Source organism: Bacillus thuringiensis (assembly GCF_001182785.1).
GTDB classification, from domain to species: domain Bacteria; phylum Bacillota; class Bacilli; order Bacillales; family Bacillaceae_G; genus Bacillus_A; species Bacillus_A thuringiensis_S.
In genome coordinates this window covers 278,604-301,758 of record NZ_CP012100.1, presented here as the reverse complement: position 1 = coordinate 301,758, position 23,155 = coordinate 278,604, and the positions used below count along the sequence as shown (strand labels likewise).

The following is a 23,155-nucleotide window of genomic DNA, read 5'->3' as shown; positions in this document are numbered from 1 at the left end:
TAACTACTTATAGCCTTTCGGGTTAATGAAATTACACAAAAAGGAACTTTATGTTACTTTATTTCATTGTGTAAACAATTCATTTTCCTGGAAGGTTATTTGTTTTTGCCTGAAAGGGGTGATGCTATGTCATAGGAATTAATTATTAAATAGAAACTGCTGCTGCAATGTCAAAAGTTTTTCGAAAAGGGGTGCATATTATGTTGGTTACAGTAATTGTGTCAGTTGTGGCTGGTATGGTCTCAGGATTGGCTAGTCATTACATCACAAACAAAAAGTTTTTGTTGCCTCGTAAGAGCAAGCTTGCATTTCACCCGGGTTTCTTGGGAGAGATGTTTGTAGGCAGTATTGCTTCACTCGTTGGTGTTGCAATGTTTAACCCTGAAACAATGATGGATATTCTTAAGGTGAGTATTCTTGCTGGGATTTCAGGGCAAGCTTTTCTGCTGCACAATCGTTTGGCGACGGAACAAGTAAAAACTGACGAGCTTCAGTCTATTTCAAAGAAATTGACCGAACTCGAAAAAAAGAATAAGGAATAAAAGAGGAGTAATCTGTTATAAATAGAAATAGAGAGATGAGGAGATTTGGTTATGTAACGGCCAAATACAAAGAGTTAAGTTGAGGTGAGCCCCATGTCTCGAAAGGAAGTTTTTGATTATCTAGATGATCAAGAAAAGGAAGATTTAGCAGAATGGACAGAAGAGCTTAAGAATGCTCAATCTACGAAAGCAGTTAAACTTTATTCAAGTAAGATAAAGGAACTGCTAGGAAAGATTGAACAACGAATGATTAATTCAGGAGAGGAAGCAGCGACAGTTAGCTTCTAATTGAATAGCAAGAAATAGAAAAGCTGATGGAGGTTTTATCCATCAGCTTTTCTTTATTATAAAAAAATTTCTAAGAAAACAGAGAAGATGGTTGATTTGCTTTGTTATTAAAAAAATTATGAGGAGTGTTTACAATGAGTACAGATTTATTCATGAAATACTAACGAAACGCGGAATTATTCCAGAAATCGATAGGGCAGCGATGTAAATGATGGAGGAAAGCACATTATCACTGGTAATAGTATCGTCAGTAATATGTTTATTGGAATACCTGGTACACCGAATGAATAGATGTCTGGGACAAAAAATGGGATGGTAACAAGATGAAGAATAAGCAGCAGCGTGATGAATATGAACAAAAGAAAATCTTGTGGATCATAAGGAATTTAAGAACTAGAGTTGTGCATAACAGAACAGATAAGGTTGAGGTATAACCACCCTAGCTAATGATAAAAGCCCTACAGGGGATGTAGGGCAAGACTAAGGGTATTGAAGAATTGTCGATTCTAAAAGTAAAGGACTTCTTGGAATGTTATAAGTCTAACATAAAATCTATTAAAACATTATATAAAGATGTTACGAAATTATGAATATAAAAAAACAAAGATAAAAATTATGAAAAAAGTTGATAATCCATAGGAGCCAAAAGGGATTATGTTTGTAATAGCGTTTTTATAGAGTGAATACGACAAGCTCTTGCTTTTCGTAATATTCGGTAATCTAATAGGGTGCCCTACCTAATAGACTGGTTCCTGAGTATTATGATGCCTGAAAGCATCAAAAAAGCCCGTACAGAAGCACAGGCCAGTTGTTACACATATCGGTAACTAAATTTTAACAGATTGTTAGGTAGTTATCTATTAAAAATGAAAAAACGCTCGATGGCAACGAGCGTTGTAGAGAAAATATTCCCTAAAATTAGCTACATGTATTATAACATACGTTTTCTCTCAGTAAATAAGGAGGAATGAAATATGATTGAAAATCCAATTACTTACGGTAATTATCATGACTCATCAGCAAGAGACTTTATTGAAGAATGTGAAGGTTGCAATGGAGAAATATACTTCGGTGAAAGTTACTTAGATTTTGGTGGTGATTACTTACACGCAGAAACAGAGTGCATTACGCAATATGTAATGTCTCATTCTACAGAGAAAGTGGCAGGTGAATAAGGTGGGACTACAAACCAAAATTGAAGCTGAAATTCAAATTTTAATGAATTTGGTTGAACGATATAAGCAAAGCAAAGAGCCTAACGCTGCATCAATGGTTGTAGCTTACGAATATGGATTACAAGCACTTATGCAAGTCTATGAAGCTAGTAAACAAACGGAAATAGCACCATTTTAAAAAGGGGAAATTCATATGACAACTGAAAACTACTTTTCTAAATTAGTTTAAATAGATTGCACGGAACATGTTGAAAAGAAAGGGCGTTTTAACTACTTATCATGGGCAGTTAAAAAGTAGATCCAACAGCAATATGGGAAGTAAAACGATTTAATGGAGGGCCTTACCTCAAAACAGATTGTGGTTACTTTGTAGGGGGGGAATTAACTGTACAAGAAAATCACTAAGTCAAAGTCACCCACTACTAAACAATCAAAATAAGCCAATTGCAGAGCGTAACAGCTTTGACATTAACACGAGTATCCAGCGGTGCTTAGTAAAAGCAATTGCAATTCACGGATTAGGTTTATAAATTTATGCGGGTGAAGATTTACTAGAAATCCAAGAGGAAATAATTAATGCTCAACAAGTTAGTGCAATTAAATTAAACATAAAAAAATTAGCTACTCGTCGAAAAGTAGATGAAGACAGGATTAAAGGACAATTAAGTATTAAAGAAATTGGCGAATTGACATTAAAACAAGCAGAAGAAGTACTTAAGAAATCAACAAAGTGGGTTAAAGGCAACATAGCAGTATGCGAAAGGGCGAATGCGTGATGTTTAAGATACCTGTAAGGCGTGGGTCTATGAAGGAGATGTTAATAGCAGTTCGTGATTTAGAAAAACGAGGTTATGACTATGTAACGCCAATTAAACGAATATATAGGGCAGAAAGAACCTTTTATCATGAAGGTAAGTTCAGAGGGAGAGAAAAGGTTCGGTTTACTGGCATGGAGGACAATGTGAGTTATGAGTGTTGGATGAAGAAAGTGAACTAAATGAGCAAAATACTTATACATTAACAACCGTCAATCGTTTTATTAGGATTAATAAAACGATTGGATTAAATGAAGCGATATTTTTACAACAAGTTCATTATTGGTAAATATATTAAAGTATTTCAATGAAGGCTATAACAGTTACGATGAATGGCTTAAGTAATTTCCTTTATCCTTTATGGTCTTCTGCTACATTACGAAGGATAATAAACAAACTTGAGAAGTAAGGGTTACTTATAAAAAGGAATTACAACAAGTTAAAAATAGATCAAACAAAATAGTAAGGTTCAATCTACTATATTTACAACAAGCCTTACAGGAGTGTGTTTAGAGGGTGCGTATTATGAACGGATTGTATCGCGGATTCTCAATAACTTCAGAACGATTACTTTCAAAGAAACAAAGTATTACAGAAGAAAGACATTATCATTTTTAAAGGGGGAATTAAAATGTGTGCATGTAACGGAACGGGAGTAATTAAAAACGATATGGGTAATGGATGCTTTCAATTTGCACCTTGTATTTGCGAAGCAGGGAATCTCAGTCCTGAAGAAGTGGATAGAAGACGTCATGCCGTTATGGCGGAGCTAAGGGAAATTCATCAATTACAACTGGAGGGGAAATGGGATGCCACGAATTGGAACGGATTTGGAAAAGGAGAATTACATAATGGCGTTGCAACAGGAAAGTTACATGAAGAAATTGCGTCGTAACTTATATATCGCTTTAGAAGAATTAGACTTAGTGTTTGATGAAAGTGAAGTGATTCAATTAAGAAAAATGTGGGATGAGGATAAAGGTATTCTCGAAATAGCAAAAGAGCTAGGAAGGCATCAACTAGAAATCGCCGCATTAATCATGGATCAGGTAGATAAGAACAAAATCAAATCGCGCCCAATGGGGTTAGGAGCATGAAACAACTAACACTAGAGGATGTAGTCGGAAGTTTTGATTATACCGCAACAAGTACAGCGGATAAGTTTTTGAAACGTAATAGCATTATGACGTATTCAGTAGAGTTTTACGATAAAGACGAGAAATGGAAGCTCCGTTGGTTTGACGCGAAGTCCGGGGGCGCAGCTATAGAAATGGCTAAAAAGAAATACGGGAATATACAAATCATTACCACCCATATTTCAGATAGAACTTTAGAGGAGATTATGAATTTGGATTAGGAGGCATAGCGCCATGATGATAAATAAATGGCTAGAAAAGGAAGATTATCAAGCAGCCGAGAAGAACGGCATTGGCTATAACATGTTATATCGTAGGGTGTATCAAATGGGATGGGATGTTAGTAAGGCAATTAATACACCGCCTCGGAAATATCAATTTAGGGAACAAAAGTGGTTAAGGATAGCATTAGAAAATGGGGTTAAAAAGAAGACATTTTTAACTCGTGTTTATAAAGGGATGTCACCAGAGGAAGCAGCAAAAAAGCCTGTAAAGAAATTAAGAGCAACAATGGAAGATATGGTCAATTTAGCTGAAGAGAACGGTATTTCATATAGCACATTTAGTAAAAGAGTATTAAAAGGAGGATGGAGTCCACAAAGGGCAGCAACTACACCTATAAGGAGACCTAAGAAGAAAAGCGGCTAGGAGGCAACATGGACAGGAAACAAATCTATATCGATGTTTTACTACAAAAAGGAATTTATAAAGAGGAAAAGACAGGTCGACAACTTTATGAGATGACTGAACAAGAGTTGTGGAATCTAATTAAAGGAGTGTATTAAGAATGATGGAAATACAACATGGTGTTTACGAAGTGACTCAATTATTAATCAAAGCAAAGGGAGGTAATTGACACTCCCACGGCTAAAGCCACAAGCTAGCTAACGTCAGTGGGATTCTTACTACCAAAGGCGAAGTCTATTTCTAGTATCGCTGACGTGCAAGATTGCGGTGTGCCATCACCACGCCGTATCCAGTGCATATAGCAGATACGGCACTCATTCTATTACCAAACGAGTCAGATTGTGAGTTCTCAAATGTGTTTTAGCGTCTTGTGCTTGACGACTCAATACATTTTACGGAGTAGAAGAATTTTTTACTCCAACCTCATATGTATTCTGTTTTCAGAGAACAAGATTATTTTAGAGACTTTTACATGTCTATTATGAAAATGATACCATTTCAAATTCTTGATGTACAGAACGTACCTGCGGTGTTTGATTTGTGTACAGCATTTGACCTCACTCTCATCCCACTCCTAAAGTGGGTGCTATCGCACCGTAGTGGGCTTTCCCGTTCGGAAAATCTATAAAAGATTTGGAGTTACCAAGATATGCAAAGTCTGGTGATGCTGGTTTTGATCTTGTAGCAGCAGAGGACACGATTATATGGCCGGGCCAAACAAAGGTTGTACAAATGGGATTAGCTTTGGAGATTCCACCAGGATATGAATTGCAGGTACGTCCGCGTAGTGGTATGACGCGTGATTCTTGGAACTGAGGATAGTGGTTTTAGAGGGAAGGTTAGTGTACTTGTTGATTACATTGAATTCCCTAAAGAGGCTAGCATGCAAGCTAATGTAATTGAAAGAGGGAATCTGGACTTCGGATCAACGGAGGGTGAAATAAAAAAGGCTAGGATTTGCTCCTAGCAAAGAATTATGTCGTATAGAAAGGTAAAAACCTAATGTTTGCAATTTCATTATATAACGTTTCTGGGGTGGAAGAATTAAATCATAGCAATCTTTACGTAACTTTTACATGTGATTGAAATATTTGATAACACAGAAATAGATTTATTAGAAATTGAAATTATTAAAGGGATTTCTGCACATGGAAATCCTAAATGTAATGTATGCGTTAAAGAAATCTTAATAGTACCGAGTTACGTGGTTATTGATTTAGATGAAGATACTGCTTACTAGGGATAGAGCTCCTAGCAAAATTAAAGAATCAACTAAAATTAAGAACTGGTTTTTCTGTGGTTTTCGAAATTCCCTTATTAAGCTAAAAACGACACTCATTCCGAAACAAATGTATAACAAAAACATTATTGTTCCTGACATACTTAACAATCCTAATATATTGATAATTTAATTATATATCGAAAAGTACGTGTGTGTAAATTTTTAACAAAAAACTTGCTGGAATAAAAAAATGGCTCTTACTATTACGTAAGAACCCCATAACCGAAGAAAAAAGTCGTATGTGAAACCAAACGGGAATCACAACAATATTTTAACATTTTAATATATAGTTGTCTATACATCGAATTGAAAAAATATTTATTTAAACGAAGGAGCCCTAGATTTAGGGATCTAGAGCTTCTTGTGTGGGTATAATTCACACAAGTTATGAGAAGAAAAGAACATACTGAAGATAACATATAAATGTTTCATAAATGTATCAAAAAAGTGAAAAAATAGTTATTTGAATAGAAAATGATAGCTGGAATATTAAGATTGTATCAGCTGTCACTAAAATAAAAATTTATTTTTATTAGTAGGTTTTTAGTTGATATTTTTACTTCTTTTAGAAGAAATAGTACCAAATATTACTCCTGACATTGCTCCGATTAAAGTCATAAAAATTGCACTCCATGCTGCAAATGACATAACTACACCCCCTAAGAATAACTAATTGTAACTATTTAAAGCTATTGTTTCTTATTCTTTTTAATAGAAATGATGATTGCAACAACTGTTAAGAAAATAAGAGGAGACCACGAAAAGAAAGACATGTAGTATTCTCCTTTCGATAATAATTATAAACATTGTATAGAGCAATTATTACATGTTTATAAATTTTATATACCAAATATACCAAATATACCAAATATACCAAATATACCAAATATACCAAATATGTAATATTACATATTGAATTGTAGGACGTGGGGAAGTAAAGACGATAGTCGAACCAAAACACCATTTTAATAGAGAACATTTAGCAGGACCCGATTAGGGGGACGGGTCCTGTTAATGGAACGATAGATTTTTACTATATTACCAATATATTACCATAAAAGGTAATTAAATTCCATTAATTGGGTGTTGAGAAAGCTTTTTATACATGCTTTATTTTACATAACAAGGCAGCAAGCTATAATAGCTAACTGCTCGGTTCTCCAAGGGGGAATAAGGAGAAAATCTAATGTAATATAAAGTATTGACAGAATATTTAGTTTTATTCACAAGAGATTATATTCCGAAATTTGGATTATGATAGTCGATATTCTCCATATTGACCAGAAAAGAACTAAAAGTTCTAGTGAAATTCCAAGGGTTCTTTTCTTAGTTTTTTGAGATTCTTTTATCAAATAGCCAACAGCACTAATTGCTATAAGAATAAAAAGAATAAGTTCTAGTGTAACTGGCATTTTATCTGCTCCTAAACAAAATATTTCGTATATAACAATTATAAGATATTTATTGATCATTAGTAGTAAACATTTGAAAAAATAATCCTTTTGTCATAAACAAAAAGGCAGTTGTTTCCGCAACCACCTTTCAGTAAAATAAAGCACTTTTTCAGGAATAAAATATGGCTGATTCTTGAAAAGGTTATAGGGTTTAATCCCATTTTTATAATTCAAGTGACGAACTTAATTTCACATCCAAGTTACTTAAAGTGAATATCCCTACAGATACAATGGCTGCACCTACTGCAGAACCTAGCCAATCTCTCCAACTCAATGTATTTAAAGGTGTATTTGTTAGATCCATAATTAAGAAGATAGCAAACATTAATACACCAAATGCTAAGCATCCCCAAAAAGTTTGTAAGGATTTAATTACCTTCTTCAGGAATTTGTTCATATAAATCATCTTTACTAATATTTTGTATTTTTATAAATAAATTATTACATGTATGGAAATTGAAAGTAAAGAATATGCAATATTACATATTGAAACTTAACGAAATAATTATTTTTATAGACAGCGAGGAATCACAATACGATTTAACAGAAGAAGAGATTACTGAAAAATTAAGCGTATAAGTAATCAAAAGCATCCATAACGGATACTTTTTTCTTTGTTATATAGAAATTACACATTAAGCATATATGTATACGCGCTGTTACGACACGTTAAGGAATAGTAATAAAAAGATGAGACCAATAAAACCGTATAAAAACCAAAAGAATCCTAAGATGGGGAATATTTTAAGGAAATTAAGCATGGTAAACCTCCTTGGGTATATAAAGAATTATAATATATCGTTGGTCTATATAAAAGGAAAAACATAAATTGGTATATGTTAAACGAGGGGTTGAATAAAATGGAAATTTAGATTAAAGGATTCTATATAAATAGGTAGAATCTAATTATTTAGTTCACACTTTAATTCAAGGGGTACAAATTCGATGCGACGTGAAAAGGATTTGTTGAAACAATGGAAGGCGGATTTACAAGCTATTCAAGAAGAGAAAAGACTGAAGAAGAAGGCTAAGAAAAACAATAAGAAATATAGCATTCCGGGTAATACAGCTGACTTCATGGATGGGAAGAATACTTATCGTAAAGAGAATGGGGTTTGGAAACAAAGGAATAAATAATGTGAGGATAAATGATTTTGATTAAGTGTATGGTAAGTATCGTAGGCGCTGCCGGAATCTGGTTAGCGTCTTGTTTGTTGTTAAGGAAAGATAAGGGGTGAGATAGACTTGCAAATTGAAATATTATTAGTCTGAAACATAGACTAGTAAACAAACTATTTCTACCTTTTAATCATAGAATATGATGAATTCTATTTTTAGAGGAGGGAATCATATCTATGGGATGGGATAATAATTTTGGGCATTCTCGAGATTGTAATAGATTTTGGGATGATTTAGTATTTTGCGGATGCGGCCGTAGGCGCAGAAGAAACGATTTTAACAACTGTCATTGTAGACGTGACTGCGATTGTGTTGAGTGTCGTCGTAGGCGTGATCATGAACGCGATCGTAATCATGATCATGGTGACCATCCAAATGATGAAATGTATTACTTGCCATACATAAAACAATATTACTGTAAGGAATGTGAGTCTTTTTTAATTAAGAACCATGTTAGAGAAGATTAGAATATAAATTTCATTTTGAATTAAGTTGGGATATAAAAAGAGCACTTAGTAAAGTGCTCTCGTGACGATTCTCATTTTATAACGACTATTTTATAAAGAAAGGAACTCAGAATATTATATGTGCGCCAGTCAATTGAGTACCTTGTACAAATAAAGAGCAGCTAGCAAAAGCTAGCTGCTCAGGTAATGGAATATGGTTCGAAATGGGTTGTCTACAGTATTGACGGGATATTGGTTTTTATTCGTGAAGAATTACGTTTAACTTAATGCATAGCCAACGATCAAAGTTAGTGTTAAAAACACTGATAATACCAATGTTATTAAGACTGTTGCTACACTTCTAAGCATCGCAATCCAATTATTCATCTTAGAAAACCCTATAATGCCAGAGAAAAAAGTTCCTATTGCTAAAACTAGTAATATAAATAAAGGGTGAATGTGTAATGAATCCGTGAAAAATTTGAATAGTTCAAGTGGAATTTCAAAATATAAACGGAATAGACCAACGCAAACCAAAGAACAAATAAAGGACCATAGATTGATGTTATGCTTCATAGCTTTCTCCTATGTTATCAAAATAGTTTTACTCAATTTTAATAGAAAATAAAGGGAAATGGTAGCAGTTATAAATTAGAATCAATTTTTTTGCAAAATAATCCTTTTGATAGAAAGTGAGGAATAACAATGGGACTAGGAAACAGAGGTATGGCATTTGAAATGCTTATTAATCTAGCGAATGAAATGTATCAAAGAGGGGGACTGGCGCTTATGAACAAGTGTCAGACTCCTGTAAATGTGTTAAAAAGTAAAGGCGGCCGTGTACTAAATGGATTCTATGAAGCTAAAAGTACAGTTGACTATGACGGTGTGTATAAGGGACGAGCTATCGCATTTGAAGCGAAGTCTACAGAGAAAGATACACGTACGTTTTGATTTAAAGAACATTGCACAGCATCAATTGGATTACCTGGAGAATGCAGAGAAGATGGCCAACAAGAAACGTAAATTATTAAAGGCTTAATGGATAACGGAACCATGCAGAGTGGAGGTGGGGGCTACTTTACTAAGCATGGTTCCCTTATTCAACAAAGAGATGGTAAAATTTCACGTACTTTATGTGGTGTTAAAAAAACAAATTTAGAAATAGGGGGATTTCTTCATGGAGAGACAATTAACTTTATTACCGGTTATTGATAGAGAGACAGAAAAACAGGTTCAGAAAGAAGTAGTGAAAATACTAAAGGAATACCGCGCATTGAAAACTCGTTTTGAAAATGAAGTGGAGTTAAAACATGAATGAATCAGTTTGTTTCCAGAGATTAGGGACACAAGACATATTAGCAATATTAAGTTCAAGCAGATCGATAAGGCTTTACAGTACGTTTTAGACTATGACGAAGCTGAGATTATCAAGAGGAAGTACTTAAATGCGGATAAGTCGAAAGACAGCTTTATTTACAATGAATTATCAATGAAGAAAGATCACTTCTATAAAACTCCTTTAGTTATTTGAGGGAGTTTTAGTCAAAATATATCAATCTAAAAAAGTCGAGTTCCTAGCGTATAGGAAATCGGCTTTTTCTTTATGAAATTTTGCTTAGCGTACAAAATTCGGGAAATGTTGGTGCTATCCCATCCCCATCAAGCTAAGGGGGACAAGAGGGTATATGTGAATGTGTTTTTTGAAATTTCTACGACTACACTAAAGATGTGCAATTTGTAGAGTTAAACTATATAGATACTGAATGTGATGATATTCGTGCTTATTGAATTAGACAAAACAATAAATTCCTATTTTTTACTTAATTATTAATTAATGTGATTTTTCTGTGGTTTAAAATTAGCTAATATCTTATCCATAGATTTTAATAAATCTGAATTCCGTATAATTAAAACAACATTTGCCATGTACTTAAAACCTCCTAAAGTGTTCTTTAAAAATTTCACGTACTATATGTTTAATATATTTTTATACACCAGATAATCAGGGAATACTGTCTCTGAAAGGAAGTAAATATCGTTTAAAATCTCACACGTAATTACATAAAATATAATCATAATCGATATATATGAATATATGATTTCATATATAGGGTTTTCTTTTCTAATATTTAAAATGTTTAAATTATCTCGAAATGATAGGAACGATTTGTACATTTTTTAAAGTGTAAATCTAGTTAATCGGTAGTTAATTTATTTTTATACAGCCAAATAGCTACATCAAATTGTATTAGTTTTTTGATTCTTGAAAATTTCATAGTAGGAGTTTGATAATTATAATTTATAAGAAGTAAATATGAAAAAGTTAGAGAATTATCTTAGTTATTAAATAGATTCTGCCTATACTTTAAGTAGAGCCCAATTTATTAAATTTAAATAGTTTATATGTTCATATATAGAATTTTGAAGGGGGTAAATTGTAAATGATTCCAACGTCAACATATGTGGCTAAATGGGTATTAGATGACTTAACGCTTGCATCAAGACCAAATCAGGGGATCAAACTAAGTACATTTAAAAAGTTAGAAAAACTTTATGTAGAATACAGAGAAATGATTGAGGGAGATACTAGTTTTGAAATTACACATTATCTGCTAGAGTTTATCAATCCACATAATCTTTTTGTAGTAAGAGATGGTTACTATATATTTGATAATAAAACGATGAAATTTATTAAAGTATCAGGCGATATTCATTTTTTAAATCAAAACTTAGCGTATTGTAATAATGGAGTTGCAGTGGATTTAATAAACGGAAAAATGCATTTTTTAGAAGGGCATTATTATAAAGTTAAGACCTCATATGTTGATTTATTAAAAGGAGAAACTATCCCTGTAATGGTACTAAGTCATTTAGATAATAATGTTGGAGTATCAGTTCCTTTGACGATGTTTAATGAGGAAAGAACTTTTAAAATTTCAGAGAGTTATATAGTGGATCTTGCCTCAAAGAATTGTAACAATGAGAGTGAATTTAGTGAAAAGGGAAACGTAATACGATTTCTAAAACCTTCTATTGTGTAGTTAAGTATATATGTTAATTAAATTCATAATGAATTTAAGAGGGTGAAAAAAATTTCTTTTGAAATGTATACAGCCTTTCGAGATAAAGTAATTATAAAAGATGAATATAAAGGATTGGTGGAATTAATAAATACAGGAAGCTGGGAAGAAGCTGCTTTAAAGTTTCCATTCGTTAAAGAATATATAAAAGTTAATCATAGTAAAGATATTCCATTTATAAAGAAACAGATAAATGAAGCATTTGCAGAAGCTGATTTTCTATATATGAGGTGGTACATAGGAACCTGGGAAGAAGAGAATGATTATTATACAAATTTAAAAGATAATGAATGGTCATTTATAGCCAATCTAAAGAACTACAGAGATCCAGAACATAACGTGGCACCTATCATATTATTTATGAATGTGGTTTTAAAGGAAGTAGCAGCACATATTATAAGGCTGGAAGTTTGATATGGTGAGGCTGATGGACCGGAATAATACTTTTTTACATTATCTAAAAAAGAACTTGCAGGGATGCCTACAAGTTCTTTTTGCATTTCTTATCGGGCTGGTGATATATAAAATTTTAGCTCGTTTTTTCGTTTTGGTGAACAATTAGTTTCTTAAGTTAATGGGTATGGGCTGAATCCCATAAACCTTCATTGGTAGATAAGTCAAGGACTGTCCCGTAGCAGAAGCAGTTAAGTTTTTTTCTAATTCAAATCCTTCAACTGGTTCGATACAAGAAAATTTTTGTAAGAATACCTCTAATACAATTTTTATTTCTAACCGTGCAAGGGGTGCACCTAAACAAAAATGTGGACCACTTCCGAAAGTTAGGTGCTTTTTATTATTTGAGCGATGAATGTCTATAGAAAAAGGATCGCTATACATGTTTTCATCCATATTGGATGCACTCATCCAAGCAATGACTACGTCACCTTTTTTTAAATCAATCCCTAATAGATTATTATCCTTTATGACCGTACGATCCCTTCTTGAAATATGAAAGCGATATCGAAGCATTTCTTCAACGACTTTAGGGACTAGACCTATATCCTTTCTTAGTGTTTCATATAATGATTTGTCATCATAAAGCAATGAATAGAATGTATTGGCTATTGCGTGACTAGTTGTTTCAATACCTGCCCCTAAAAGTAACATAGTTGTTTGTACAATCTCATTATCTGTAAGTTTTTCCCCATCCACTTCAGCTCGAATCAAATCAGAGATAATATCATCACAAAGGTTCGAACGTTTTTGAACTACAATAGGATAAAGATATTCAAAATATTCTTTCGCTGCCTTTTGTTTTTGTAGTTCAAGGTCTTCTAACCTTTCTTTGTCGTATGGTTGGAACAAAATATCAACCCATTCTTTAAACTGACCTTGACCTTGTGCAGGTACGCCAAATAAATCGCCTATTACTAGAGCAGGTAAAGGGGATGCCAAAGCGTCCACAATATTAATCGTAGAATTTTCTTGTATGTTTTCTACAAGCTCCGTTGCAATTTGTTGAATACGGGGTTCCCACTCTTTTAAACTGCGAGGAGTGAAAGCCGCTGCCAATAAGGACCGTACTTTTCGATGGTCAGGTGGATCAAGGAACGTAATCATTGTTATAGGTGAAGTGTTTTTTTGATTTTTATTATCACCAACAAAAATACCGCTCCTAGGCCCTTGACTTGAAAAGAATTCATAATTGGTTAACACCTGCTTAACGTCTTCATACTTAAACGCATTCCATGTATTTGTTTCCTCGTGAAAATAAACAGAATGATTGTAAAGCATTTCTTTATACCACTTTAAAGGGAAAAATTCTTCAGTACGCGTCTGGAAATTAGGGATTTCTTGAATTGCAATAACCTCTTTTTTCACTGATATTCCTCCTTAAAAATAAAAATTGTATAAATCAATTTATAAATAGTCATATTTGGAGTACATCTCATTCCTAGCCAGCATAAGATAGAAGCGATTTACTCCAAATATGGTGACTAACAGTTGGTATAAATTTCTTCTTTTTGATTCGTGAATTCAAATGATTTTAATTTATTTTTAATTTCTCTGTAGTTACCATCTCTGCAGTAATGTCAGATTCTGATTCGGAAGCCTGTTTAACTTTCTTTATGAAGAAAGAAAGTATTAATCCAATGATACCAATTCCAATGATGACAAGGTAGGCGTCATTAATCCCCTGTATAGAGGCTTCTGTAACAAGCTCTTTTTGACTCAATCCTTTAGCTGCTGCGGTAGGAACCATATCCTGCAGATGTGATTTCGTACGGCTCGTCATCACTGTCACGAGAAGCGAAGTACCGACAGCACCGGCAACTTGACGAATCGTATTGCTTATTGCTGTTCCGTGTGCATTTAACCGTTGTGGCAATTGATTTAGACCAGCAGTCTGAATCGGCATCATCATTAAGGCCATACCAATGCGACGCCCTGTTGACATGAGAATCAAATAGATATAACTAGTGGAATCCGTCAAGTTGATAAAACCCATTGTTGTAATAATGGTAATTGTCATTCCAGTAATAGCTAACCATTTCGCACCAAAGCGATCGAATAGCTTACCGGTAACTGGCATAAGGAACCCCATAACCAGCGCACCAGGAAGAAGCAGAAGACCCGACTCAATGGCTGTGAAACCACGCATATTTTGGAGGTATAACGGAAGTAACATCATATCTGCATACATAACCATAGTAATTGCGATATTAATGATTGTTGTTAAAGAAAACATATTGTATTTAAATACACGTAAGTCAAGCAATGGATTTTGTGATCTTAATTCCTTCCATGAAAAGAGGACAAGGGCTAGGATACCTACAGTAATCGTACCTGCTACCTCTATATCTGACCAACCAAGGCTTCCGGCCTGGCTGAAACCATAAATTAATGCACCGAAACCAATGGTAGAGAGAATAACGCTTAGGATATTAAGTTTTGTCTTGATTCGGTCGGATACATTTCGGAGATAAATGAATCCCAGCACAATAACAAGGATAGTAAATGGAATCATTCCGTAAAACATCGTCTCCCATTTATAGTTATCAATAATGTATCCGGCAATTGTAGGACCAATTGCTGGTGCAAAAATGACGGCAAGCCCCACCATTCCCATAGCTGCTCCTCTCTTTTCGCGAGGGAAGATGGTTAAAATTACATGCGTAAGCAATGGCATAATGATTCCTGCACCGGCTGCCTGAATCATACGTCCAGTTAACAAGACAGGAAATCCTGTTGCTACAGCCGAAACAATGGTTCCAACTAGAAATATAAGCATGGAAGTTTGAAAGAGTTCGCGTGTGGTAAACCGTTGCATTAAATATGCGGTAATAGGAATCAAGACGCCGTTTACTAGCATGTAACCGGTTGTTAACCACTGGGCTGTTGTAGCCGAAATCTTAAATTCAACCATAAGTTCAGGAGTAGCGACACTCATGAGTGTTTGGTTTAATGTTGCAAGAAAAGCACCTAAAATCATAATGAACATAATAGGTCCTTTTTTTATCGAATTGGGGACTGTTTTAGTCTGATTATGCAATTATTTCATATCCTTTCTAATTTTAACGTGGACTTTTTTTACAAAGTGTTGAATAATTTACACTATATAAATTACATTATTATAGATCATTATGACAACAGACAATTTCTTAATAACTGTCTATTAGTTATCAATTCTTATGCTTTCTGTTAATAAAGTCTAAGATAATAGACAGAACTTAGAATATTGTAAATTTCTATTTAATAGGAAAGGTGATTAGATATGACAAACCATCCAAAGTCCCGTGTAGACCCTCGAATCATTCGTACACGCCAGTTAATAAAAGCGGCTTTAATAGATCTTCTACAAGAGATGGAAATTAGCAAAATAACAGTTAATAAAATTGCAGAACGTGCGACCATTAATCGTGTTACGTTCTATCTCCATTATCGTGATATTCATGACATGTTGGAGAAAATGGCACAGGAAATGGTCGAGGATATTGAAAAGATAATGATAAGCACGGAAAACCTCTCAGATTCCTCTGAGGATATAGAATGGTTAAAACTCGTAGACCTACTTGAGTACATTGCTGACAATGCTAAATTCTATAAAGTAGTTCTTGGCTCTAGGCGAACACCGATTTTTACAGAACGCTTGTTAAATACACTTTCAGACAAAATAACAGAGAGAACAGAAAGTCAGCCCTTTCTCGTTACGAAAGACATTCCAAAAGATATCGTTATTTGGTACGGTTCTTCAGCTTTAATTGGAACAATTGTAAAGTGGTTACATAGGGACATGCCGTATACACCACAATTTCTTGCCAAGAAGTTGTATATACTTTTTAAATCGAGTAATAAAGAAGTTTGAGTTGGTGTGGATTTAAGATCACTTATATAAATCACGAAGGTACAATTGTCTGGATCTATCGAATGAAAAATTCATTTACGCTATATAAAGTTACGCTAAATTCGTGGCGTTTGGCCCCACAAGATTAGCCAGCACTCATACCCAAAAACAAGGGGAAAATACAATAAAAAGACACTAATCTTATGTAAGATTAGTGTCTTTTTATTGTTAATGACCTTTTATTTAGATACAACAAAACCAATACTACTGATAGTTAAAAATGTATAACACATTGGTAGTAAATAAAATGGTTGTACAATCAATTAAATGTCCGCTTTTTATTATAGTCCGTTTAAAATGCTTATTGCGGGATATGCTTCCATCGCTACACAGCCCTCAAGATTTGCACATTCAAATCTTGGCTATGATTATCGAACAGATGAATAAATTAGAATAAAAGTAAGAATATGACCTGTTTTTACTCGTATTTCGGCTTTACCCCATTAATAGAATAATCTCACGTATTTGAGATAAAGATAATTGTTAGTATGATGTACTGAGGTAGTCAGCAGAGGCTGATTGCCCAGCTACAAACGAGTTGTTTATCAAAGATAAATTTGCAGTGCTCTAAGCGAGTTATTTGTGCATGGGAAAGTAATTTACACATAATAACTATCGATCATCCTGCGACAGGGTGGCTCACTCACCTCAACATGATTTGCAGTTTGGTGGTATCTCTGTAATGCAGGAATATAAAAAACGCTCAAGGCGAACGAACCTTCTTTCGTTTGTGCCATGAACGAAAGGAATGAGTATAACTATGAATAAGCCCATCCAGATGAACAAATTGAATGCAATAAAAGAGGAATTGAGAAGGTTTATGCTGGTCTATAAATTTGCTTTGGATGAAATGAATACGAAAATAAATATTTTAAAAGAGGAGTTTCAGCATATTCACGATTACAACCCAATCGAACATACGACTTCACGCTTAAAATCGCCCGAAGGTATTTTTAAAAAAGTATTAAGAAAAAACATCCAGTTATCTTTTTTAGCAATAAAGGAACAAGTGAAAGATATTGCGGGTATTCGAATTACGTGTTCATTTAGATCGGATATTTACCGTCTAAGTGAGATGCTTTGCAATCAAAAGGATGTTGAGGTCATTGAATGTAAAGATTATATAAAAGAGCCAAAATCAAACGGTTATCAAAGCCTACACTTAATTGTGAAAGTACCAGTATATATGTCAGACAGAGAAGAGAGAGTTTGTGTAGAGATACAAATCAGGACGATTGCCATGGACTTTTGGGCAAGTTTGGAACACAAAATCTACTATAAATATAACCATGCAGTTCCCGAAAGACTCACGTCAGAATTAAAAGAAGCCGCTATAGTTGCGACTGAATTAGATTTGAAAATGGAAGCTCTTCACCACGAAGTACGCGAATTAAAATCAAGTGAAGAAGAGGGGCTAACCGAACTTCATCTCGCACAAAATCATTTTAACATTCCAATGCAGCTGATAGAAATGGTGAATAAAGCGATAAGTGAGAATAAGTAAAGGAAGGAATTGTCCGTAAACTTAAGAAAACAAGTCATCCCAAATAGGATAAAAATAAACTTTTATGCTATAAAAACACAAATTTTTCATTTTTAGGGGAATTTAAAAGCTTAGGTTGATGGGCATGTGGCAGAACCCAACAGCCATCAACTTAAGAAATACTTTGTTCCCCAAAACAAAAAATGAGTCGAATTTCCATGGGAAATTATGAAGAAATATAATTTTCGGTTTGAGTTCATTTTAAAATAGTAGCTTGATGGGTTTGGAGTCGCTCCCCGCTAAATCCTAGTTAAATGATTGTGACAATGTGTCATATTTTTCCGTTGACGTATGACACGTTGTCATATAGTATTGGATTACACCTAATTGTGACACGTTGTCACTTATTTGATCGGAGGGAGAAAAATGCCTAAACAAACATTTTTTAATTTAGAAAGGAAAAAAAAAGAAGTATTAATTCAGGCAGCAATGAAAGAATTTTCAAGAGTTCCGTTATTCGAAGCATCGATTTCCAATATTATTAAAGATGCTGGAATACCGAGAGGAAGCTTTTATCAATACTTTGAGGATAAAGAAGATGTTTTCTTCTTTTTATTAAATGAACACTCTAAAAGATACAATGATAAATTTATTTTAATAATAAAAGAAAATGAGGGTGATTTATTTGACTCATATATTGAATTGTACCAATATACACTGAGTAAATTCCAAAACTTAGAAAATCAAAACTTTTTTAGAAATGCTTTTTTGAATATGAATTATAAAGTTGAAAATACATTTACTCGAAACATGAATGAGGATGAGCATAAAAATCGATTGTCTGAAATCATGACCTTAATAAATAAAGAAAAACTAAACATTACAGATGAACGAGAAATATTCCATGTCATGAAAATAATCACGGCGGTGACGTTTCACAATCTTATTCAAAATTTCGCAAAGGAAATACCATTCGATGAGTCAGTGAACAACTATACTTTAGAGCTTTCGTTGCTTAAAAAAGGGCTCTATAAAAGGGCGGATAAATAAATAGTGTCCATAAAAAAGTATAAGGTGATTTTTTAATTATTAACCGACGTCAAGATGACTCTATTTTTAATTATTTACTCACTATATCATTGGCATATTAACGAAAAATGAGGAGAAATGTAAATATGTTGAAAATATTTAAATACTTAAAACAAAAAGAATGGATACTTATTGTTGCTAGTATTGTGTTCATTGTAGGTCAAGTTTGGTTAGATTTGAAGCTACCAGATTTTATGTCTGAAATTACGACCCTCGTACAGACAAAGGGTAGCGAAACGAGCGAGATATGGCTAGCAGGAGGAAAGATGCTTTTATGTGCTCTCGGTAGTATGATTTTGTCAGTTGTTGTTGGTTATTTTGCGGCAAGAGTAGCAACTTCTCTTTCAAAAGAATTGAGAAAAGGGGTATTTAATAAAACGTTATCTTTCTCTATGGAAGAAATTAATGGTTTTTCAACGGCAAGTCTTATTACTCGTTCTACTAATGATATAACGCAAATACAGCAAACTGTTGCAATGGGTCTTCAAGTTATGATTAAAGCACCTATCCTTGCGGTTTGGGCCATTTTAAAAATAACAGGGAAAAGTTGGGGATGGTCAGCAGCAACAGGAGTAGCTGTCGTTGCTTTGCTTGTTATGATAGGCAGCATCATCATTTTTGTATTACCAAAGTTTAGAGTAGTTCAAAAAATGACAGATAATCTGAACCTAGTAACAAGAGAAGGTTTAACTGGTATTCGTGTTGTTCATGCCTATAACGCACAAGAGTATCAAGAAGCAAAATTTGAGAAAGCAAATAAAGATTTAACAGATACAAATCTTCTAGTGAACCGCCTGATGGCCATTATGCAGCCGGGCATGGGTCTAATTATGTCAGGTTTAACTCTTTCTATCTACTGGATTGGGGCTCATTTGATTATGAACGCAGGAGGAATGGATCGAATCGGTTTGTTCAGTGATATGGTAGTATTTTCTTCTTACGCAATGCAGGTGGTTATGGCATTTATGTTATTAGCGATGACGTTTATTATGCTGCCGCGAGCATCTGTATCTGCAGCACGTATTAATGAAGTACTAGATACGCCTCAGACAATTACCGATGGAGAAGTACAATCGTCACCTAAGGGAATAGAAGGCGAAATCGAACTGCGTAATGTTAGCTTTAAATATCCTGATGCAGGAGAATATGTTTTAAAAGATATTAGCTTTACAGCACATAAAGGTGAAACTGTCGCTTTTATTGGTTCTACTGGTAGTGGTAAAAGTACGCTAATTAATTTGATTCCAAGGTTTTACGACGCTACTGAGGGAGAGGTTATAGTCGACGGAATCAATATAAAAGAATATTCACAAGAAGCTCTTCATAATAAGTTTGGTTACGTTTCTCAAAAAGCCGTATTATTTTCAGGCACAGTAAAGTCAAATGTTGCCTACGGGGATAATGGCCAGATCTCGTCAACAGATGAGGATATCAAAAAAGCGGTGGAAATTGCTCAAGGAAAAGAATTTGTAGAGAAAATGGATGGCGAATATAATGCTGATATTGCCCAAGGCGGTACAAACCTTTCTGGAGGACAAAAACAACGCCTTTCTATTGCAAGAGCAGTGAGCAGAAATCCAGAAATCCTAATTTTTGATGACTCGTTTTCTGCACTAGATTATAAAACAGACCGTGAGCTTCGTTCTACCTTGAAAAAAGAAACGAAAGGTACAACCACTTTGATTGTAGCACAGCGAATTGGAACAATTAAAGATGCTGATAGAATCATCGTACTTGACGAAGGGAAAATCGTTGGTATGGGTACACATGGTGAATTGTTGGAAACTTGTAAGACTTATCAGGAAATTGCCTATTCACAACTATCGAAGGAGGAGCTGGGAAATGCGTAATAATCAAACAAATAGTCCTCGAAAAGGTACAGGTGGCCCAGGAGGAATGGCAGCTCCTGGAGAAAAGCCAAAGAACTTTAAAAAGCCGTGGGGAAAGTTAATTGCCTATTGTAAACCGTATTTACCAGCGATTATCTTTGCGCTTGTATTGGCAGCTGTAGGAACCATTTTCACTATCATTGGACCAAATATGCTTAGTGAGATAACCGATTTAATTACAGAGGGTATTGCAGGTAAGATTGATATTACCGCTATAGGAAATATTGCTCTACTTCTTGCTATTTTGTACGGACTGAGTTTTATCTTCAGCTATATTCAGTCGTTTATTATGGCTACTATGACTCAGCGAGTATCCAAGCGATTACGTACGGATATTGCTGACAAAATCGATAAATTACCATTAAAATACTTTGACTCTACAACCTATGGAGATGTGCTAAGTCGTGTAACGAATGATGTGGATATGATTGGTCAGACGCTAAATCAAAGTATTGGTTCGTTAGTGACAGCGGTCGTTATGTTCCTAGGGTCTTTAATTATGATGTTCTCTATAAATGTTACGATGACACTTTCGGCTATTGCTGCAACAGCCGTTGGGTTTGTATTAATGATTTTCATCATATCTAAATCTCAAAAATATTTCATACGCCAGCAGAAAGAACTTGGTAGAATGAATGGTCATATTGAAGAAATCTATTCAGGGCATGATATAGTTAAGGTTTATAATGGTGATAAAGAAGCAAAGCAACAATTTAATGAAATCAATGAAAGCTTGTTTAAAAGTGCGTGGAGATCACAGTTTATGTCAGGAATGATGATGCCCCTTATGATCTTTATTGGAAATTTGGGATATGTTGTTGTTTGTGTAGTAGGTGCTACACTAGCGATGAAAGGTACCATTACATTTGGTGTTATTGTTTCATTTATGGTTTATATTCGCTTATTTACGCAGCCATTGTCTCAGTTAGCACAAGCGGCAACAAGTTTGCAGTCAACTGCTGCAGCAAGCGAACGTGTATTTGAATTCTTAGACGAAGCTGAGCTTGAAGACGAAAGTGACAAAGAATCTATATTACATGCCAATGATGTCAAAGGTAATGTGGAATTTAAAAATGTTAAATTTGGATATACGAAAGAGAATCTTATTATTAAAGATTTCTCTGCTCATATAAAAGCCGGCCAAAAAGTTGCAATTGTTGGACCTACCGGTGCTGGAAAAACAACGCTTGTGAACCTCCTTATGCGTTTCTATGAAGTTGATAGCGGTGAAATAAAAATTGAGGATGTACCGACTAATTCAATTACTCGTAAAAATGTTCATGATCTATTTTGTATGGTGTTACAAGATACTTGGTTATTTGAAGGTACGATTAAGGAAAATATAATTTATAACAAAGTAGATGTAACTGATGAAGAAGTAGTTGCGGCTTGTAAAGCAGTAGGTTTGGACCATTTTATTAGAACTTTGCCTAAAGGTTACGATACAGCATTAAATGATAAAGCGAGCTTATCTGTAGGGCAAAAACAGCTTCTTACTATTGCAAGGGCCATGGTAAAAAAAGCTCCGTTACTTATTTTAGATGAGGCTACTAGTTCGGTTGACACTCGTACTGAAGCGCTTATTCAAGAAGCAATGGATAAATTGATGGTGGGTAAAACATCATTTGTGATTGCACACAGACTTTCAACAATTAGAAATGCCGATTTGATTTTGGTTATGAAAGATGGAGACATTATTGAAAGTGGTAATCATGAAGAATTGATTGCAAAGAAAGGATTCTATGCGGATCTATACAATAGTCAGTTTGAAGATGCATCTTAAAAATTGAAATAGTTCTGTTGCAGAGGTGGAGATAAACATAAGGTTCATCTGGCTGTTTAATTTTCAGTAGAATTTAAAGTTGACATTTGGCAAAAAGACGATATAGAAATATCAAATTTTAGTCATTGAAATTAATATGAATAAAACACATAAAAGCGTCTCTAGCTCATTTAAATGCTAGAGGCGTTTTGCGTGTTCTACTCATATTTTGAATCATTCACTTTTGCAGTTTATCTATTTAATCTTTGATTCTTTAAATTAAAATAAGCATTTATTGAACTACTCACCATCAACTAAAAAATAAACGCCCCCAAAACGAAAAAGATGAGCTACCTTCTCAAAGTAACTACCTGTAGAGAAAGAAAATTTCCGTTTAGGGGGGACTTTAAAATCTTAGCTTGATAGCAATGGGGTCCCACCAACCAAATGACATAAAACCCACGTTAATAAATTTTATGAAAAATAAAATCCGGTTTTCC

General features: G+C 34.2%; 25 protein-coding genes and 6 pseudogenes. 26 read left to right on the top strand and 5 right to left on the bottom strand.

Going from position 1 to position 23,155, the window contains the following annotated elements; translation table 11 throughout:
* Window positions 1–200 precede the first annotated feature (200 nt).
* The 14 genes and pseudogenes from AC241_RS28565 to AC241_RS28525 form a co-directional block, all read left to right on the top strand.
* Complete coding sequence (locus AC241_RS28565) at window positions 201–542, top strand: DUF4257 domain-containing protein (protein WP_025118342.1); 342 nt, start codon at window positions 201–203, stop codon at window positions 540–542.
* Between the two features lie 93 nt (window positions 543–635).
* Window positions 636–830, top strand: coding sequence for a hypothetical protein (locus tag AC241_RS28560; RefSeq protein WP_000087400.1), 195 nt, complete (start codon window positions 636–638; stop codon window positions 828–830).
* 974 nt (window positions 831–1,804) lie between these two features.
* Window positions 1,805–2,005 (top strand): hypothetical protein, encoded by a 201-nt coding sequence (locus AC241_RS28555; protein ID WP_000572102.1) that lies wholly within the window; start codon window positions 1,805–1,807, stop codon window positions 2,003–2,005.
* Window position 2,006: 1 nt separating this feature from the next.
* Entirely contained in the window at window positions 2,007–2,183 is a 177-nt protein-coding gene (locus AC241_RS34960) for a hypothetical protein (RefSeq protein WP_000524193.1), read from the top strand.
* Window positions 2,184–2,234: 51 nt separating this feature from the next.
* Window positions 2,235–2,781, top strand: a pseudogene (locus AC241_RS33645) (Sak single strand annealing protein).
* Complete coding sequence (locus AC241_RS28550; RefSeq protein WP_000472844.1) at window positions 2,781–3,002, top strand: hypothetical protein; 222 nt, start codon at window positions 2,781–2,783, stop codon at window positions 3,000–3,002. The pseudogene AC241_RS33645 and the gene AC241_RS28550 overlap by 1 nt, the downstream one beginning before the upstream one ends.
* Complete coding sequence (locus AC241_RS35760) at window positions 2,981–3,109, top strand: hypothetical protein (RefSeq protein ID WP_268998440.1); 129 nt, start codon at window positions 2,981–2,983, stop codon at window positions 3,107–3,109. Before AC241_RS28550 ends, AC241_RS35760 begins: the two co-directional genes overlap by 22 nt.
* Before the next feature lie 181 nt (window positions 3,110–3,290).
* Window positions 3,291–3,479: pseudogene (locus AC241_RS35345) on the top strand (hypothetical protein); the annotation flags it as partial.
* Window positions 3,452–3,715 carry a hypothetical protein gene (locus AC241_RS28545; protein WP_050845165.1) on the top strand — a complete coding sequence of 88 codons (264 nt, stop codon included), beginning with the start codon at window positions 3,452–3,454 and terminating at the stop codon, window positions 3,713–3,715. The pseudogene AC241_RS35345 and the gene AC241_RS28545, both read left to right, overlap by 28 nt.
* Window positions 3,630–3,917, top strand: a complete 288-nt coding sequence (locus AC241_RS28540) for a helix-turn-helix domain-containing protein (RefSeq protein ID WP_413541766.1) — start codon at window positions 3,630–3,632, stop codon at window positions 3,915–3,917. Before AC241_RS28545 ends, AC241_RS28540 begins: the two co-directional genes overlap by 86 nt.
* Window positions 3,914–4,177 (top strand): hypothetical protein, encoded by a 264-nt coding sequence (locus AC241_RS28535; protein ID WP_000811969.1) that lies wholly within the window; start codon window positions 3,914–3,916, stop codon window positions 4,175–4,177. Before AC241_RS28540 ends, AC241_RS28535 begins: the two co-directional genes overlap by 4 nt.
* Window positions 4,178–4,190: 13 nt before the next feature.
* Window positions 4,191–4,604 carry a hypothetical protein gene (locus AC241_RS28530; RefSeq protein WP_050845163.1) on the top strand — a complete coding sequence of 138 codons (414 nt, stop codon included), beginning with the start codon at window positions 4,191–4,193 and terminating at the stop codon, window positions 4,602–4,604.
* Between the two features lie 8 nt (window positions 4,605–4,612).
* Window positions 4,613–4,741 (top strand): Fur-regulated basic protein FbpA, encoded by a 129-nt coding sequence (locus AC241_RS33635; protein WP_080990921.1) that lies wholly within the window; start codon window positions 4,613–4,615, stop codon window positions 4,739–4,741.
* A gap of 535 nt (window positions 4,742–5,276) precedes the next feature.
* Window positions 5,277–5,553: pseudogene (locus AC241_RS28525) on the top strand (dUTP diphosphatase); the annotation flags it as partial.
* Between the two features lie 1,595 nt (window positions 5,554–7,148).
* Here AC241_RS28525 and AC241_RS28515 read toward each other — a convergent pair.
* A complete protein-coding gene (locus AC241_RS28515; RefSeq protein WP_001145517.1) occupies window positions 7,149–7,337 on the bottom strand; it encodes a hypothetical protein in 189 nt (62 codons plus the stop codon).
* A gap of 205 nt (window positions 7,338–7,542) precedes the next feature.
* Window positions 7,543–7,776: a hypothetical protein gene (locus AC241_RS28510; RefSeq protein ID WP_050845161.1), complete on the bottom strand. Its 234-nt coding sequence runs from the start codon at window positions 7,774–7,776 to the stop codon at window positions 7,543–7,545.
* A gap of 548 nt (window positions 7,777–8,324) precedes the next feature.
* Here AC241_RS28510 and AC241_RS28505 point away from each other — a divergent pair.
* Both AC241_RS28505 and AC241_RS35340 read left to right on the top strand, forming a co-directional pair.
* On the top strand, window positions 8,325–8,516 hold the full coding sequence (locus AC241_RS28505) for a hypothetical protein (RefSeq protein WP_050845160.1): 192 nt from the start codon (window positions 8,325–8,327) through the stop codon (window positions 8,514–8,516).
* Between the two features lie 218 nt (window positions 8,517–8,734).
* Window positions 8,735–8,929, top strand: a pseudogene (locus tag AC241_RS35340) (hypothetical protein); the annotation flags it as partial.
* A 354-nt stretch (window positions 8,930–9,283) separates the two neighbouring features.
* Here AC241_RS35340 and AC241_RS35335 read toward each other — a convergent pair.
* Complete coding sequence (locus AC241_RS35335; protein WP_050845159.1) at window positions 9,284–9,580, bottom strand: hypothetical protein; 297 nt, start codon at window positions 9,578–9,580, stop codon at window positions 9,284–9,286.
* 129 nt (window positions 9,581–9,709) lie between these two features.
* On the opposite strand from AC241_RS35335, the pseudogene AC241_RS28490 reads away from it, so the two are divergent.
* From AC241_RS28490 to AC241_RS28475, 5 genes and pseudogenes are all read left to right on the top strand, one after another.
* Window positions 9,710–10,013 (top strand): annotated as a pseudogene (locus tag AC241_RS28490) (Holliday junction resolvase RecU); the annotation flags it as partial.
* A gap of 32 nt (window positions 10,014–10,045) precedes the next feature.
* The gene (locus AC241_RS34955; protein WP_196303432.1) at window positions 10,046–10,219 is read left to right on the top strand and encodes a hypothetical protein; all 174 of its coding nucleotides are present in this window, start codon (window positions 10,046–10,048) and stop codon (window positions 10,217–10,219) included.
* A pseudogene (locus AC241_RS28485) lies at window positions 10,185–10,538 on the top strand (ArpU family phage packaging/lysis transcriptional regulator). Before AC241_RS34955 ends, AC241_RS28485 begins: the two are co-directional and overlap by 35 nt.
* A gap of 910 nt (window positions 10,539–11,448) precedes the next feature.
* On the top strand, window positions 11,449–12,048 hold the full coding sequence (locus tag AC241_RS28480; RefSeq protein ID WP_000613332.1) for a hypothetical protein: 600 nt from the start codon (window positions 11,449–11,451) through the stop codon (window positions 12,046–12,048).
* 63 nt (window positions 12,049–12,111) lie between these two features.
* The gene (locus AC241_RS28475) at window positions 12,112–12,501 is read left to right on the top strand and encodes a hypothetical protein (RefSeq protein ID WP_050845386.1); all 390 of its coding nucleotides are present in this window, start codon (window positions 12,112–12,114) and stop codon (window positions 12,499–12,501) included.
* A 144-nt stretch (window positions 12,502–12,645) separates the two neighbouring features.
* On the opposite strand, the gene AC241_RS28470 is transcribed toward AC241_RS28475, so the two are convergent.
* Together AC241_RS28470 and AC241_RS28465 are read right to left on the bottom strand one after the other, a co-directional pair.
* Window positions 12,646–13,908, bottom strand: coding sequence for a cytochrome P450 (locus tag AC241_RS28470; RefSeq protein WP_050845158.1), 1,263 nt, complete (start codon window positions 13,906–13,908; stop codon window positions 12,646–12,648).
* 166 nt (window positions 13,909–14,074) lie between these two features.
* Window positions 14,075–15,520 (bottom strand): DHA2 family efflux MFS transporter permease subunit, encoded by a 1,446-nt coding sequence (locus AC241_RS28465; protein ID WP_230690618.1) that lies wholly within the window; start codon window positions 15,518–15,520, stop codon window positions 14,075–14,077.
* Between the two features lie 282 nt (window positions 15,521–15,802).
* Here AC241_RS28465 and AC241_RS28460 point away from each other — a divergent pair, with 282 nt between their 5' ends.
* From AC241_RS28460 to AC241_RS28440, 5 genes are all read left to right on the top strand, one after another.
* Entirely contained in the window at window positions 15,803–16,393 is a 591-nt protein-coding gene (locus AC241_RS28460) for a TetR/AcrR family transcriptional regulator (RefSeq protein WP_050845157.1), read from the top strand.
* A gap of 859 nt (window positions 16,394–17,252) precedes the next feature.
* Window positions 17,253–17,936, top strand: coding sequence for a GTP pyrophosphokinase (locus AC241_RS28455; RefSeq protein ID WP_050845384.1), 684 nt, complete (start codon window positions 17,253–17,255; stop codon window positions 17,934–17,936).
* A 405-nt stretch (window positions 17,937–18,341) separates the two neighbouring features.
* Window positions 18,342–18,965, top strand: a complete 624-nt coding sequence (locus AC241_RS28450) for a TetR/AcrR family transcriptional regulator (RefSeq protein WP_050845156.1) — start codon at window positions 18,342–18,344, stop codon at window positions 18,963–18,965.
* A 125-nt stretch (window positions 18,966–19,090) separates the two neighbouring features.
* The gene (locus tag AC241_RS28445; RefSeq protein ID WP_050845155.1) at window positions 19,091–20,854 is read left to right on the top strand and encodes an ABC transporter ATP-binding protein; all 1,764 of its coding nucleotides are present in this window, start codon (window positions 19,091–19,093) and stop codon (window positions 20,852–20,854) included.
* Window positions 20,847–22,676, top strand: a complete 1,830-nt coding sequence (locus AC241_RS28440; protein WP_050845154.1) for an ABC transporter ATP-binding protein — start codon at window positions 20,847–20,849, stop codon at window positions 22,674–22,676. The genes AC241_RS28445 and AC241_RS28440 overlap by 8 nt, the downstream gene beginning before the upstream one ends.
* Window positions 22,677–23,155 lie beyond the last annotated feature (479 nt).

Excerpts from the sequence above, each read along its gene's own strand:
- AC241_RS28565 (WP_025118342.1), top strand. The coding sequence starts at position 201 with ATGTTGGTTACAGTAATTGTGTCAGTTGTGGCTGGTATGGTCTCAGGA.
- AC241_RS28560 (WP_000087400.1), top strand. The coding sequence starts at position 636 with ATGTCTCGAAAGGAAGTTTTTGATTATCTAGATGATCAAGAAAAGGAA.
- AC241_RS28555 (WP_000572102.1), top strand. The coding sequence starts at position 1,805 with ATGATTGAAAATCCAATTACTTACGGTAATTATCATGACTCATCAGCA.
- AC241_RS28550 (WP_000472844.1), top strand. The coding sequence starts at position 2,781 with ATGTTTAAGATACCTGTAAGGCGTGGGTCTATGAAGGAGATGTTAATA.
- AC241_RS28545 (WP_050845165.1), top strand. The coding sequence starts at position 3,452 with ATGTGTGCATGTAACGGAACGGGAGTAATTAAAAACGATATGGGTAAT.
- AC241_RS28540 (WP_413541766.1), top strand. The coding sequence starts at position 3,630 with ATGCCACGAATTGGAACGGATTTGGAAAAGGAGAATTACATAATGGCG.
- AC241_RS28535 (WP_000811969.1), top strand. The coding sequence starts at position 3,914 with ATGAAACAACTAACACTAGAGGATGTAGTCGGAAGTTTTGATTATACC.
- AC241_RS28530 (WP_050845163.1), top strand. The coding sequence starts at position 4,191 with ATGATGATAAATAAATGGCTAGAAAAGGAAGATTATCAAGCAGCCGAG.
- AC241_RS33635 (WP_080990921.1), top strand. The coding sequence starts at position 4,613 with ATGGACAGGAAACAAATCTATATCGATGTTTTACTACAAAAAGGAATT.
- AC241_RS28515 (WP_001145517.1), bottom strand. The coding sequence starts at position 7,337 with ATGCCAGTTACACTAGAACTTATTCTTTTTATTCTTATAGCAATTAGT.
- AC241_RS28510 (WP_050845161.1), bottom strand. The coding sequence starts at position 7,776 with ATGAACAAATTCCTGAAGAAGGTAATTAAATCCTTACAAACTTTTTGG.
- AC241_RS28505 (WP_050845160.1), top strand. The coding sequence starts at position 8,325 with ATGCGACGTGAAAAGGATTTGTTGAAACAATGGAAGGCGGATTTACAA.
- AC241_RS35335 (WP_050845159.1), bottom strand. The coding sequence starts at position 9,580 with ATGAAGCATAACATCAATCTATGGTCCTTTATTTGTTCTTTGGTTTGC.
- AC241_RS34955 (WP_196303432.1), top strand. The coding sequence starts at position 10,046 with ATGGATAACGGAACCATGCAGAGTGGAGGTGGGGGCTACTTTACTAAG.
- AC241_RS28480 (WP_000613332.1), top strand. The coding sequence starts at position 11,449 with ATGATTCCAACGTCAACATATGTGGCTAAATGGGTATTAGATGACTTA.
- AC241_RS28475 (WP_050845386.1), top strand. The coding sequence starts at position 12,112 with ATGTATACAGCCTTTCGAGATAAAGTAATTATAAAAGATGAATATAAA.
- AC241_RS28465 (WP_230690618.1), bottom strand. The coding sequence starts at position 15,520 with ATGATTTTAGGTGCTTTTCTTGCAACATTAAACCAAACACTCATGAGT.
- AC241_RS28460 (WP_050845157.1), top strand. The coding sequence starts at position 15,803 with ATGACAAACCATCCAAAGTCCCGTGTAGACCCTCGAATCATTCGTACA.
- AC241_RS28455 (WP_050845384.1), top strand. The coding sequence starts at position 17,253 with ATGCTGGTCTATAAATTTGCTTTGGATGAAATGAATACGAAAATAAAT.
- AC241_RS28450 (WP_050845156.1), top strand. The coding sequence starts at position 18,342 with ATGCCTAAACAAACATTTTTTAATTTAGAAAGGAAAAAAAAAGAAGTA.
- AC241_RS28445 (WP_050845155.1), top strand. The coding sequence starts at position 19,091 with ATGTTGAAAATATTTAAATACTTAAAACAAAAAGAATGGATACTTATT.
- AC241_RS28440 (WP_050845154.1), top strand. The coding sequence starts at position 20,847 with ATGCGTAATAATCAAACAAATAGTCCTCGAAAAGGTACAGGTGGCCCA.